At 41.1% G+C, this 15,358-nt stretch carries 7 protein-coding genes; all 7 read left to right on the forward strand.

Features of this window, described 5'->3' with window-relative positions:
- The first annotated feature begins 111 nt into the window (after positions 1-111).
- The 7 genes from MURRU_RS04730 (at position 112) to recQ (ending at position 15,350) form a co-directional block, all read left to right on the forward strand.
- Positions 112-3,414 (forward strand): VCBS repeat-containing protein, encoded by a 3,303-nt coding sequence (locus tag MURRU_RS04730; protein WP_014032283.1) that lies wholly within the window; start codon positions 112-114, stop codon positions 3,412-3,414.
- A complete protein-coding gene (locus tag MURRU_RS04735; RefSeq protein WP_014032284.1) occupies positions 3,411-6,758 on the forward strand; it encodes a CRTAC1 family protein in 3,348 nt (1,115 codons plus the stop codon). The genes MURRU_RS04730 and MURRU_RS04735 overlap by 4 nt, the downstream gene beginning before the upstream one ends.
- On the forward strand, positions 6,751-9,990 hold the full coding sequence (locus MURRU_RS04740) for a VCBS repeat-containing protein (RefSeq protein ID WP_014032285.1): 3,240 nt from the start codon (positions 6,751-6,753) through the stop codon (positions 9,988-9,990). Before MURRU_RS04735 ends, MURRU_RS04740 begins: the two co-directional genes overlap by 8 nt.
- A 10-nt stretch (positions 9,991-10,000) precedes the next feature.
- Entirely contained in the window at positions 10,001-11,332 is a 1,332-nt protein-coding gene (locus MURRU_RS04745; protein ID WP_041801795.1) for a vanadium-dependent haloperoxidase, read from the forward strand.
- Between the two features lie 22 nt (positions 11,333-11,354).
- Positions 11,355-12,254, forward strand: a complete 900-nt coding sequence (locus MURRU_RS04750; RefSeq protein WP_014032287.1) for a GyrI-like domain-containing protein — start codon at positions 11,355-11,357, stop codon at positions 12,252-12,254.
- Positions 12,247-13,104: an NHL repeat-containing protein gene (locus MURRU_RS04755; protein WP_014032288.1), complete on the forward strand. Its 858-nt coding sequence runs from the start codon at positions 12,247-12,249 to the stop codon at positions 13,102-13,104. Before MURRU_RS04750 ends, MURRU_RS04755 begins: the two co-directional genes overlap by 8 nt.
- Positions 13,105-13,262: 158 nt before the next feature.
- Positions 13,263-15,350 carry a DNA helicase RecQ gene (gene recQ / locus MURRU_RS04760; protein ID WP_014032290.1) on the forward strand — a complete coding sequence of 696 codons (2,088 nt, stop codon included), beginning with the start codon at positions 13,263-13,265 and terminating at the stop codon, positions 15,348-15,350.
- The last annotated feature ends 8 nt before the right edge of the window (positions 15,351-15,358 follow it).

Below are 15,358 nucleotides of genomic sequence, written 5' to 3' on the forward strand. Positions count from 1 at the left end.
TTCTTTTTAACCTAACCTATATTAATCAAATATTAGTCTTTTCTTAGGTTAATATTAATCATTTACACCTTATAACATACTGAGTAAATAGTTATATTATCCCAGCTATCGATGAAAGAAATGAGAGGACAGCTCTGTATTATTTTTTTATTACTGTTAACCTTGATAAGTTGCAATACAAACAAGCAGAACAAACTGTTTGTTTTAAAAAGCTCCAAGGATACAGGGATAAAATTCAAAAATCAGCTCAAACAAACCCCAGAGCTCAATATCCTAAACTACCTTTATTTTTATAACGGAGCAGGTGTTGCAGCAGGGGACTTCAATGGAGATGGCCTTGTGGACCTATACTTTACCTCTAACCAAGAATCGGACAGATTATACTTAAACCAAGGTGATTTCAAATTCGTAGATGTTACCGCTCCATCGCAAATAATCAACAAAACAGGTTGGACCACCGGAGTTACCCACGCCGATGTCAACAACGATGGTCTTCTCGACATATACGTATGCAAAGTCGGAGATCATGAGACTATTCGTGGTCAAAATCTCCTCTTCATCAATCAAGGAAATAACGAACAAGGTATCCCAACATTTAAGGAGGAAGCCGCTAAATATGGATTGGATTTTATAGGATATTCCACCCAAGCAGCCTTTTTTGATTATGACCTGGACGGCGATCTGGATATGTACTTAATGAACCATTCCGTAAATCCAAACCGCTCTTATGGGAAAGGTTCCAAACGAAAAATAGTGGATTCCATGTCCGGCGATATACTGTTTAAAAATGAAAATGGCCAATACATTGATGCCTCCAAAGAAGCTGGAATATTCCAAGGAACCATAGGGTACGGATTGGGACTCGCCATAAGCGATGTCAACAATGATGGATATCCCGATATTTACATCGGTAACGATTTTTTTGAAAACGATTACCTCTACATCAACCAAAAAGATGGTACGTTTAAAGAAGCTATTTCGGAAGATGACACCAAACTCGGTCACACCACCCATTTTTCCATGGGCAATGATATCGCCGACATTAATAACGATGGCCTTTCCGATATTTTATCATTGGACATGCTTCCAGAAGATTTGGAAGCCTATAAAACATCTGGGCTGGAACACCCCTACCCTGTGTATCAACAATACCTAAAGAATGGTTTTGCACCTCAATACATGTCAAACGCTCTGCATTTAAATTTGGATGGCGAAAACTTTGGGGAAATTGCCAACTTAAGTGGCATTGATGCTACAGAATGGTCTTGGGGAGCACTTTTTGCCGATTATGACAACGACGGTTTCAAAGACCTTTTTATTTCCAATGGAATACAAGGCGTAACCAACGATATGGATTACATCAACTATATATCCAATGAAGAAATTCAAAAAAACATAGAACAAGGCTTGTCTGACAAGGATATGGAGCTTATCGACCGTCTGCCCAAGAAAAAAGTACAGAACTATTTCTACAAAAATAAAGGAGGAACGGAATTCGAAAATGTTACAGCCACTTGGGGACCTCAAATAGACTCATACAGCAATGGCTCCGTGTATACCGATTTGGATAACGACGGCGATTTGGATTTGGTGGTCAACAATGTGAACCAAGAAGCCTTTATTATGGAGAACACCCTAAAGGGTGGCAATTTCCTTAAAATCCAGTTTGATGGGAGCCCTAAAAATAAATTTGGCATCGGTTTAAAAGCAATTGTATTCGGTAAAAATGGAAAATCGGTCCAAGAAAATATCCCCACCCGTGGATTTATGTCGGCCAAAGACAACAGTCTAAACTTTGGTGTCGGTAAGGATTCCATAATTGATTCCATTCAAATTATATGGCCACAAGGAAAGTTTGAAACCCTAAAACATGTAAAAGCAAACCAAATATTAAAGGTTTCGCAGTCCAACGCATCTGGCGACTATTATGCAACAAAGCATAACGAGACAACATCTAACTATACGACATTAAATAGATTGGACTTTGTCCACAAAGAATATGCAACACTGGATTTTGATCGTAATCCCCTCATCCCCTTTGCCTACTCCAACGAAGGCCCGTCTATCTCCGTCGCAGATATCAACAACGATGGCTTTGATGATATTTTTATTAGTGGGGGTAAAAAACAGGCTTCAAAACTGTACCTTCAAGATGCTGAAAGCAATTTCAAAGAACATCAAAATGAACTTTTTGAAGAAGATGCCATTAATGAAGATACCGACCATGTATTTGCGGATATTGATAATGACGGCGACCTTGATTTGGTCGTGGTCAGTGGTGGCAACGAATTCACCAATGGCAAACCGCTCCAACCCAGGCTGTACCGAAACAATGATGGCCGGCTTTTAAAAGAGAATACTTTAACACAAATTGAAGTCAACGCATCCAAAATAGATGCCGTTGATTTTGACAATGATGGGGATTTGGATTTATTTATTGCTTCCAACGCAGTACCAACACAATTTGGGGTAAAAGCCAAGCAATACCTTTTAGAGAATGATGGAACAGGAAGCTTTAAAGAAGTACCCACTTCCTTTGCTCGAGACCTTCAAGATGTTGGAAACATAAAAGACTTTGTTTGGAAAGATATTGATGGCAACGGATTCCCGGACCTTATCGTAGCCGGACATTGGACTCCAGTAACCATCTTTATGAACAACGGGGAACAGCTTTCTTCTCAAAAAAATAACGGACTTGACAATACAAATGGATGGTGGAACAGCATTAAACTTGCAGATTTGGACAATGATGGAGATTTGGATATCCTTGCTGGTAATTGGGGACGTAATACAAAGTTCAGCGCATCCCCGGAAAAACCTATCACCCTCTATATTAACGATTTTGACGACAACGGGTCCATTGAAACCGTAGTAACCCATTTTCATGGTGAACGAGAGACCGCTTTTGCTTCCAAGGATGAATTGGCCAAGCAAATGCCCTTTTTAAATAAAAAATTCCTCTTCTACAAAGATTTTGCGAAAGCCTCCCTAGAAGAACTTTTTGGGAAAGATAAATTAGAAGAAGCTACCAAAAGAAAGGTGTACACGCTAAGCACTTCCTATTTTGAAAATGACGGCAATAACAACTTCTCGGAGAAGCAACTGCCCTACTTGGTGCAATCCTCATCCGTAAACGATATTTACTTGGTAAAAAATGATAAAGAAAGGATTAATGAAATATTAATGGTGGGCAATAATTTTGAGATAAGTACCCAACTTGGTAGATTGGATGCTTCACACGGATTTTTATTGCAGAATGATGAACACGGTAATGTGGGTTGGAAGCAAAACTTGGGAATTTCCGGTGCAGCCAGAAAAATTGAAAAAATAACAATCAATGGGAAAGAGGAGTTCATCATAACGATGAACAATGATGCTCCCGCTTTTTTGGTCAAAAAACAGAACGATAAATGAAACTGAAAAATATAACCGTAGGGCTTCTGCTCATAAGTTTAGTGGCATGCAACAATAAAGAAGTTGCCCAATCGGAGGAAGAAGTGAAATCCGAAACACTTTTCACCCTTTTGGAGCCAGAGGAAACAGGTGTTACGTTTATCAACAAGGTAGCGAACAAGAAAAATTTCAACATATTCAAATACCGAAATTTCTACAATGGAGGTGGTGTAGCAATTGGTGATATCAACAACGATGGTTTACAAGATATTTACCTGACCGGGAACATGGAGCCCAACAGACTTTACTTGAACAAAGGTGACATGAAGTTTGAGGACATCTCCGAAAGTGCAGGTGTTCTGGGCAACAAACCATGGTCCACAGGGGTGGTTATGGTAGATATTAACCATGATGGCCTTTTGGATATTTATGTGAGCAATGCCGGAAATATGGAAGGCAACAATCATGATAACGATCTCTACATCAACAACGGAGACCTAACCTTTATCGAAAAAGCCGAAGAATATAATCTAGCAAAAACGGGGTTTTCAACGCACGCTTCCTTTTTTGATTATGACAAGGATGGCGATCTAGACGCCTATATCCTAAACAACAGTAACATTCCCGTGAGCAGTTTAGGCTATGCCGAACAACGCGAAGTACGTGCACAAGATTGGGAAGGGGTGCCGGACATTTTTAAAGGCGTTGGGGATATGCTGCTAAGAAACGACAACGGTAAGTTTGTAGATGTTAGCGAAGACGCTGGAATCTACGGTAGTTTGATAGGTTTCGGTCTTGGAGTGCTGGTTACGGACTTTAATGGCGACCTTTATCCAGATATTTATGTCTCCAACGATTTTTATGAGAGGGATTACCTCTACATCAATCAAAAAGACGGTACATTTTCTGAAGAAATTAATGACTGGACCTCTCATTTAAGCCTTTCCGCTATGGGTATCGACATAGCCGACATCAATAATGATGGATACAACGATATCTTCATTACAGATATGCTACCGGAAAAAGAGCATAGAGTAAAATCTGTGATGGAGTTCGAAGGTTACAATGTTTTTAACCTGAAGCAGAACAAGGATTTTGGTCAACAATACATCCAAAACACCCTGCAACTCAACAACGGGAACGGTACATTCTCCGAAGTGGCCTATTACAGCGGTGTTGACGCTACGGACTGGAGCTGGGCCGGACTTATGTTCGATATGGACAACGATGGGCTCAAGGATATTTTTATCACCAACGGCATCAACCACGACCTTACTGATTTAGACTTTGTAGACTTCTTTGCCAACGAGATAGTCCAAAAAATGGCCCTGACGGGCAAAAAACAATCCATAGATTCCATCATCAATAAAATGCCAATCAAGCCACAACCCAATTATGCCTACAAGAACAATGGCGACATATCCTTTACCAACGCCAACAAAGAATGGGGATTTGAGCTTCCATCACGCTCCAATGGGGCAGCCTATGCAGATTTGGACAATGATGGTGACCTGGACCTAGTAATCAACAATGTGAATACACCGGCATTTATCTATAGAAACAACGCAGAATCGCAATTGAACAACAATTACATCCAATTAAAGTTCAAGGGGCCAGAAAACAACCCATTTGCCGTAGGTACCTTGGCCAAAATTTATTTTGATGGTAACATTGTAAACCAAGAATTGATTCCTTCAAGAGGTTTTCAATCCTCCATTCAGTACGATATGACTTTCGGTTTGGGCAAATCAGAACAATTGGACTCCTTGCGCATTGTTTGGCCGGACGAGCGCACACAAAAATTTGAAAATGTAGCTGCCAATCAAATGTTGACATTAGACCATGCCAATGCCACAGAAACTTATACAATTCCCAAAAAAGCAATCAAAAAATCCTTTCTGAAAGAAATCGACGCGGATAGGGTATCATCACACAAAGAAGATACCTACAACGATTTTGACTACGAAGGGCTTATTTCCCACAAGCTTTCCCAAGAAGGCCCATCGTTGGCTGTTGGTGATGTAAACGGGGATGGCAACGAGGATTTCTTCATCGGAGGGGCAAAAGGACAACCTGCATCCCTCTACCTACATACGGGAAATGGAAATGTTTCACCTAAAAAGATTGCTTTTTTTGAAGAAGATTTGGAATTTGAGGATGTCGCGGCAGCATTTTTTGATGCCGATGGTGATGGTGATCTCGATTTGATTGTAGGTTCCGGTGGAAACAACGTTGGTCTGGAAAGAAATTATAGGGCACGACTATATTTGAATGATGGCAACGGAAACTTTTCAAAATCCAAAAACGAACTACCATCAACATTCAAGAATATTTCCACAATCTCTCCATACGACTATGATGATGATGGAGATATGGACCTTTTCATCGGTTCGCGAAGTGTAGTAGGCGTTTATGGGATAAATCCAGACCATCTGCTTTTAGAAAATATGGGGGACGGTACCTTTAACAACGTTACCGAGCGCTTGGGGTACGACCTAAAAGATGCGGGAATGATAACCGATTCCAAATGGGAAGATATGGATGGGGACGGTAAAAAGGACCTTATTGTTACTTCGGAGTGGGACACCCCGAAAATTTACAAAAACACCGGCAGAAGGCTATCTAAAATGAACAGTTCTTTGGATAGTCTTTACGGATGGTGGAACACCGTAGCAACAGCAGATCTGGATGACGATGGAGACAAAGACTTAATTTTGGGCAACCAAGGCCTGAATCTCCACTACAAACCAACGGAATATGCCCCCATGAAATTGTACATCAATGATTACGACAATAATGGCACCATTGAACAAATTATGACCATGCAAGAAAACGGTGGTGATTATCCCATTCATCAAAAGAGAGAACTTACGGAGCAGTTACCTTCTCTGAAGAAGCAGAACCTAAAAGCATCGGATTATGCCCAACGGACCATACATCAACTTTTTCCCAAGGAGGTAATGGACAAATCCATTGTAAAGAAAGTGGAGACCTCTGCATCGGTAATAGCTATAAATGAAGGTGGCGGCAAGTTTACCATCAAAAATTTACCACCAAGAGTGCAACTTTCCTGCGTATGTGACATCACTTGTACCGATGTGAACAATGATGGCTATTTAGATTTGATCATGGCAGGAAACAATTATGAATTTAAACCTCAGTTTTCAAGACTGGATGCCAGTCAGGGAAATCTATTATTGGGAGATGGCAACCTAGGCTTTACATGGCAAGACTACGAAACCAGTGGGTTCAAAATCAGGGATGAAGTAAAATATTTGAAGCAGTTCAAGGATAAAAACGGTAAAATTTATGTTATTGCGGCCGTTAACAACAACAAACCAAAGATTTTTGCTTTAAATGAATAGATTTCCCATCATATTGCTGGTAATAACTCTTTTGTTTTCGTGCGAAAAGGGAGGTAGTCTTTTTGAAAATCCCGAACCGAAAAAAACGGGTGTGGATTTCACCAACACACTAACCTCTTCTCAAGAATTGAGCATTTTGGACTACCTCTACTTTTACAACGGAGGTGGAGTATCCATTGGCGACATCAATAATGATGGATTACCTGATATTTTCTTTACCGGAAACCAAGTCAAAAACAAGCTGTACCTAAACAAAGGTGATCTGAAATTTGAAGATATTTCAAGTGCCGCAGGAATCGAAGGAAATAGCGATTGGAACACCGGCGTTACCATGGCCGATGTGAACGGGGACGGACTCTTGGATATTTATGTTTGTGCGGTGGTGGGCATCAACGGGTTTAACGGGTTTAACGAACTGTACATAAACAACGGGGACAACACGTTTACCGAAAGTGCCGCCCAATACGGTCTGGATTTTGATTCCTATAGTTCAAATGCCACCTTTTTTGATTATGATCTGGACGGCGACCTTGACCTATACTTGCTCAACCATGCCGTGCATACCCAAAATTCCTTTGGGCGTTTTGATTTAAGGTATGAGCGACGATATGAAACCGGGGACAAATTGCTGCGCAACGACAATGGCAGGTTTATCGATGTTAGCGAAGAGGCTGGCATTTATGGAGGCGTAAACGGTTATGGTCTCGGTTTGGCCATTGCCGATTTTAACCAAGACGGATACCCGGACATATACGTGGGCAACGATTTTCATGAAGACGATTATTATTACCTCAACAATGGCGATGGCTCCTTTACCGAAAGTTTGAAGAAATATTTTGGTCATACCTCTCGTTTTTCCATGGGCAACGATGTAGCCGACATCAACAATGATGGCCGACCGGATTTTCTTTCATTGGATATGCTTCCCGAAGACGAAGTGGCCTTAAAATCTTCCGAAGGAGATGATAATATCCAAACCCAAAAAATGCGAATAGACCGTTTTGGGTATCATTATCAGTTTACCAGAAATATGCTTTTTGTGAACCAGCCCGATGGAACCTTTATGGAAACTGCATTAATGAGTGGCGTTGCGGCAACCGATTGGAGCTGGAGCGCACTATTCGGGGATTATGATCTCGATGGGCATCAGGATGTCTTTATTTCCAATGGGATCCCAAAAAGACCCAACGACCTGGATTTCATCAAATTTGTTTCCAACGACCAAATCCAGCAAAAGATGGACAACACCAAACTTGTGGACCAACAAGCACTTGATTTAATGCCGACAGGAAATGTGCATAATTATGTGTTTCGAGGTGGTGGGGACCTTCATTTTCAAGACATGTCCGAAAAATGGATTACCAAAGACACGCTTGTTTCTGGGGCTACGGCCATAGGCGATTTGGATAATGATGGGGATTTGGATTTGGTAACGAACAATATTAATCAGCCTGCTACCTTTTACATCAATAAAACAAACGACAAGGGTAGTTACTTAAAACTGAAGTTCAATTACTCCGAAAAAAATACTTTCGGGATTGGAACCAAGGTTTATTCCTATCAAAATGGTAGCCTACAATTCAAAGAATTGTTCCCAACACGAGGTTTTCAAGCATCTTCTGAACCAATGGTTCATTTTGGTTATAAAAATGTATCAGAAGTAGATTCGATAAAAATCATTTGGCCGGACAAAACCTATCAGGTGCTTCAAAATGTTCCCGTAAACCAAACACTTACAGTAGAACCAAAAAATACCAGATCTTTTGATTACAATTCCCTTCGTGAAACTAAAAAACCGTTATTCAGTCCAGTCGACGGCAATCTAGGTTTGGATTTTACGCATGCGGAGGACAACTACACCGATTTTAACCGCGAAAAACTGATACCCTACCAAATATCGGATAGAGGACCTGCACTGGCTGTTGGTGATTTAAATGGTGATAGAATGGACGATATTTTCTTTGGAGGTTCTAAATACAAGCCTTCACAAATTTTTGTGCAGCAAGATTCTATTTTTGTGAACCAAAAAATGGAAAGCATCCAAAAGGATTCCATTCGGGAAAATGTTTCTGCAACCATCGCTGATTTTAACAACGATGGCAAAAATGATTTGATTACAACCTCAGGAGGGGGGGACTTTTTTGGAAAATCGGAACCCTTGTTAGATGCTTACTACATCCAAAAAGATACTTTTTTTGAGAATGTTGCACTTCCAGAATACTATCAAAATTCATCTGTAATCAAACCTTTTGATTTTGATAGTGATGGAGATTTGGATGTTTTTATCGGCGGACACACCATTACAGCCAAATTCGGGGCTCCAGCCAATTCTTATTTACTTGAAAATAAAAACGGAACTTTTAAAGTGAAGAATGATTTTGAAGAGTTTTCCAAGGGAATGGTAACCGATGCCATTTGGAGCGATTTTGATGGGGATGGAAATACCGATCTTATTTTAGTAGGAGAATGGATGTCGCCCAAGTTTTTGAAATACCAAAATGGTTCTTTTACCGAAGTGGAACAGATAAATATTTCCGGACTATGGCAGGCCATTGAGACTTTTGATATTGATGGGGATGGGGACACCGATTACCTTCTTGGTAACTGGGGCACCAATTCAAAGTTTAAGGCTTCCGAAGAGCATTCCATGAAACTATATTTCAACGATTTTGATGACAATGGCCAAACCGAAACGGTAACCGCCATGGAGAAAAACGGCAACTATTATCCTTTGGAAACCTTGGATGGATTGGCTTCACAAATGGTTTACCTTAAAAAGAAATACACCACGTATGAATCTTTTGCCGGGGACACTATGGAAGAAATATTCGGAGGAGATGTATTGAATTCATCAACCTTGCTGGAGGTCGATACATTAAAATCGGGATATTTGCGAAATGATGACGGCAACTTTGTTTTTGTCCCCTTCAAAAATGAGCTTCAAGTATCCCCTATCATGTCATTTTTAGTAGATGATTTTGATGGTGACGGAAATACCGAGGTACTCGTTGGCGGCAATTACTTTGGAGTAAAACCTTATCACGGCAGGTTGGATTCGTTTCCGGGCGCTCTCATCAAAAGTGAAAGGGACATTGTTTTGGGCAATCAACTCGGTTTGGATTTTACACAAAAATCAATTCGACATTTAAAAACAATCACACTTAACAAACAAAAATATTTGTTAGCTGTATTCAATAACGATAAAGCACAAGTTTATAAAATCAATGATTAATCGCAAGGCCATGAAAAAAAGAATAAGTTTAATCGCAGCACTATTGTTGGTTTTGGCGTCATGTCAAAAAAAACAGGAACCCGTTGAAGTCTCCCCGGAAGAATTCCATGCATCCGTGGACAAAGTGATCGAAATAATGATCCATGATATATTCTCGCCTCCAGTGGCCAGCAGAATATTTGCATACTCCAACATTGCGGCATACGAAATTGTAGCAAAAAAAAACGACACATACAAATCCTTGGCAGGACAGGTAACCGGTCTTAAAACTATTCCAGAGCCTAAAAACGGTGATAACATCAATTACGAAATGGCCGCCTTGATCGCCCAAATGGACATCAGCAAAAGGCTTATCTTTTCCGAAGAAAGAATGGAAAGTTTTAGGGATAGCCTTTACACCATCTGGATGGATAAGAACGAGGCCGTTTTTAATGCCAGTAAGGAATACGGATTGGAAGTGGCCAACTTTGTTGGTGAATGGATGAACAAGGACAACTACAAAGAAACTCGAACCATGCCCAAGTTCTCTGTGGACTCCGAAGACCCTTCACGCTGGCAACCCACCCCCCCAGCCTACATGAACGGTATTGAGCCACATTGGGATAAAATACGTCCTTTTGCCATTGATTCCGCGCAACAATTCAAACCTGCTCCACCACCAGAATTTTCCATGGAAGAAGATTCCAAATTCTATGAAGAGGTAATGGAGGTCTACGAAGTGAGAAAAAGTATGATTGGTAAAGGCGATAAATCGGAAGAAATAGCCATAGCCCAGTTTTGGGATTGCAACCCTTATGTTTCGGTAACCCGTGGACACCTAATGTTCGCCACAAAGAAAATCACCCCGGGAGCACATTGGATAGGCATTGCTAAAATAGCATCTAGAAAATCGGGTGCGGATTTTGCCAAAACGGTTTACGCCTACACCAAAACCTCTATTGCGATTGCCGATGGTTTTATTAGCTGTTGGGCCGAGAAATATAGAAGCAACCTTATTCGTCCTGAAACGGTGATCAATGAGTATCTTGATGACAGTTGGGAACCTGTATTGCAAACGCCTCCTTTCCCAGAATATACAAGTGGGCACAGTGTGGTATCGGGCGCAGCTGCCATAGCACTAACGGATATCTTCGGCGATAACTTTGCCTTTGATGACGATACCGAAGTACCTTACGGCCTTCCTGTTCGTTCCTTTACATCTTTTAACCAAGCATCCAATGAGGCAGCATTGAGCCGAATGTATGGAGGAATCCACTATCGTGCCGCTATTGAGGTTGGAATTAAACAAGGTAGGGACCTTGGGAAATTTATAGTGGACAAATTGGATATGACAAAAAGCTAATCCTTATTTTTGCTCCTTAGTTATGAAGAAGATCATTTCAATAACCCTTGCCCTTGCGGTGGGAGCAGTTTTGTGGTATCTATTTTTAAAACCCCAGGATTATCAGGTCAATTTTGAGGCAAAAGCCATTCCGGGGACCATATTCGAAACCGTTAAGGCTTGGAACCAAGGTTTTGATTCCGTAATGCCTGTGGAGTACATAAGCCCAAGCCATTTTAAGCAAACCATTGTAGTGAACGATTCTGTTCATATGTACGAATGGGAAATAAACCGAGTCCACGATTCACTGAGTGAAGTTCAAGTAAATATCAAGGATGCCGATAATTCCATTGACAATAGGCTTGCCGTTCCATTTTCGGATACCGATTTTGAAAAAGGCTCCAGAAAACTGCTTTTGGATTTCAACAGTTTCCTGAACGAACATCTGGAAGGATTCAACTATTCCATAGAAGGGGAAGCAGAGATATTTTCCTCATTTTGTGCTTGCGTCAAACTAAAGACCACGCCCGAAAACAAGGCCAAAGGCATGATGGCCAACTATAGCTTCTTAGATGGCATCCTTGCCCAGAATGAAGTTCAACTAAATGGCCCTCCTTTTGTAGAGGTGTTGGACTGGGATTTGGAGAACAATAGTCTTTCCTATAATTTTTGCAATCCTATCATCCGTTCGGAAAAACTTCCAAACCACCCTGACATCAAATACAAGCGCATCTTTAGTAAAAATGCCATTAAGGCGGTTTACCATGGAAACTATATTACTTCCGACCGCGCATGGTATGCCATATTGGATTATGCTAAAAAGAACAACATTGCCCTAGAGAAAAAACCAATTGAAATTTTCTATAACAACCCCAATATGGGTGGAAATGAATTGGAATGGACTACCGAGGTATTTATGCCCATAAAAGAATCCGATGAATAAACTCACCCTTGTTTTTTTGCTGATAATGGGCCAAGCTTGTGCCCAAAAGACTTATTTGAGTGAATTGAATCCCTTATCCAAATTCCCCTCCGAGCTCAAAGAAGTCTCCGGGATGGAAATTGCTGCTGATGGGAACATTTGGGTCATTGAAGATAGCGGGAACAAAGACAAAGTATATAAGGTTGACCGGGATTGTGAAGAGAAAGAATCCTTAAAAATTGACCATGCCAAAAACAGGGATTGGGAAGATTTGACAAAAGATATTAACGGCAACCTTTACATTGGTGACTTTGGCAACAACAAAAACGCCCGCAAGGATTTGGTCATTTACAAGATTCCCAAAGAAGAAATGGGCAAAAAGGAACCCAATGCCGACAAGATCGAGTTCAAATATCCACAGCAAAAATATTTTCCGCCTAAAAAAGACAGCCTGTATTTTGATACCGAAGGCTTTTTTCACCTAAATGATTACCTGTACATCTTTACTAAAAACCGTACGAGGCCATACACTGGAAAAACCCTAATTTATAGGGTTCCGGATAAAAAAGGGGAGTACGAAGCTGAATTTTTGGGAACTCTCTTCTTGTGTGCAGACCAAGACCATTGTTCGGTGACCAGTGCCGATATTTCCCCTAACGGAAACACCATTGCCCTGCTGAGCTATGGTTTCGTTTTTTTACTGACGGATTTCAGCGCCCCTGATTTTACTAAATCATCCATCAAAATCATTGATTTAAATACTAACACTCAGGTTGAATCGGTTTGCTTTGTGGACAACAAAACACTTCTTATTGCTGACGAAGAGAACAACCATGGTGGTAGAAATCTTTATGAATTAAAGCTCGATTAAAACCAAAAAGCATACTACAGACAGGCCTGAAAATTTGTATTGATATTTATTTTTTGCGGCTTCAATGCTTCGCTTTGGACAGGACAGACCTAAAACAGCACCACTTAATAAATTGCCCAATTTGTTTTTACTCATTTTATTATTGACATTTGGGCACTATGATTCCCAAACAACAACATAGCCTACAGCTCTTAAAAAAACACTTTGGTTTTGATACTTTTTTACCCAATCAGCAAGCCATTGTCAACAGTATTTTAGAAGGAAATGACCTTTTGGGCATAATGCCCACAGGTGGCGGAAAATCGGTTTGTTTTCAGTTGCCCGCACTTCTGCTTCATGGAACGGCCATCGTGGTCTCGCCCCTTATTGCTTTGATGAAAGATCAGGTGGATGCCCTGCAGGCCAATGGCATCCCTGCGACATTCTACAACAGCAGCCAAGCTGCCGAAGCGCAGAGCGAAATCCTAAAAAAACTTCGGGCACAAGAAATCAAACTCTTGTACGTAGCGCCCGAAAGCCTGCCGCATTTAATGCCGTTTTTAACCGAGGACAACGTGAGTTTGTTCGCGGTGGACGAAGCGCATTGTATTTCGGCTTGGGGACACGATTTCCGTCCAGCCTATACCCAGTTAGGGAAACTAAAGGAAGTTTTCCCCAATGTTCCCATTGCGGCTTTTACCGCCACGGCCGACAGTGCCACGCAAGACGACATTCTCAAACAGCTCAACATAACAAATGCCGAAAGGCACATTGCCTCCTTCGACAGGAAAAATTTATTCCTCGAAGTGCGTCCGGGCACCAACCGCTTTACGCAAATAGTCCGATTTTTGGAGCAGCGCACAGACCAAAGTGGAATCATTTACTGCCTAAGCCGAAAAGGTACTGAAAAGCTCGCTGAAAAATTAAACAACAACGGATTCAAAGCACAAGCGTACCATGCTGGAATGGATACCGAAGCTCGTAATCAGGTACAGGAAGACTTTGTCAATGACCGCACACCTATAATTGTGGCCACCATTGCCTTTGGGATGGGCATTGATAAAAGCAATGTGCGTTGGGTGATTCATTACAACATGCCCAAAAACATAGAGAGTTACTATCAGGAAATTGGTCGTAGCGGGCGCGACCGTTTACCAGCAAACACTTTGCTGTTTTACAGTTTTTCCGATGTGATACAACTGCGCAAGTTTATAGAAGAATCGGAAACAAAAGAAGTGCAACTGGCCAAATTGGAACGCATGCAACAGTTTGCCGAGGCCCTGAGCTGTCGCCGTATTGCCTTGTTGAACTATTTTGGGGAACATGTTTCAGAAAATTGCGGTAATTGCGATAACTGTAAAACACCTCCCCAATTTTTTGACGGTACCATTTTGACACAGAAAGTCTGTTCGGCGGTGTATCGATTAAAGGAACAGGTAGCTTTGACCATGCTCGTGGATGTGCTTCGCGGCGCACAAAATGCCCAAGTGTTCGATAAAGGCTATCAAAACATAAAAACCTACGGCACGGTAAAAGATGTCTCTTGGCAAGATTTACAACAATATATCATCCAAATGGTCAATCAGGGTATTTTGGAAATCCGCTTCCACGAGAACGGACGTTTGTTGCTCACACCTTTGGCCAAGCAAATTTTATTCGAAGGTCGAAAAGTCCAACTCGCCACACTTCAAAAAGCAGAAAAAACAAGCCAGGGCAAACGAAGCGATAAAACACAAACAGTTGGTCTGTTCGATAAGTTGAAAGCTCTTCGTACAGAAATAGCTGTTGAAGAAAACGTGCCTGCCTATATCGTGTTCAGTGATGCCGCTTTGCGCGATATGGAAGCCATACTTCCTGAAACCGAAACCGAGTTTATGCAGGTAAGCGGTGTGGGCGAAGCCAAAAAAGACAAATATGCCACACGTTTTCTTAAGGTTATCAACGCTTGGGCAGCATCCAAGAAAAGTACTCAAGGGCTCTCATTTTCACTATTTGAAAAAGGCATGACAGTAGCCGATATTGCCACGCAGCGGGAATTGAAGGAAGATACTATTTACGGTCATTTTCTAAAAGTGCACGAAGAAGGAAAGCCAATCGACCTATACCAATTTATTTCCGAAGAAGAGGTCAACAAAATACAAGTCGCCAAAACCGAGCTCGGTGATCAAGTTGAAGGGTTAAAACCTTATTTTATGTATTTTGAAGAACAAATTCCATATTGGAAAATTAGGATGGCACTGTATCTTTTAGAAGAAAATAAGGCCTAATAGGATTT

This window comes from Allomuricauda ruestringensis DSM 13258, assembly GCF_000224085.1.
Lineage (GTDB): Bacteria > Bacteroidota > Bacteroidia > Flavobacteriales > Flavobacteriaceae > Flagellimonas > Flagellimonas ruestringensis.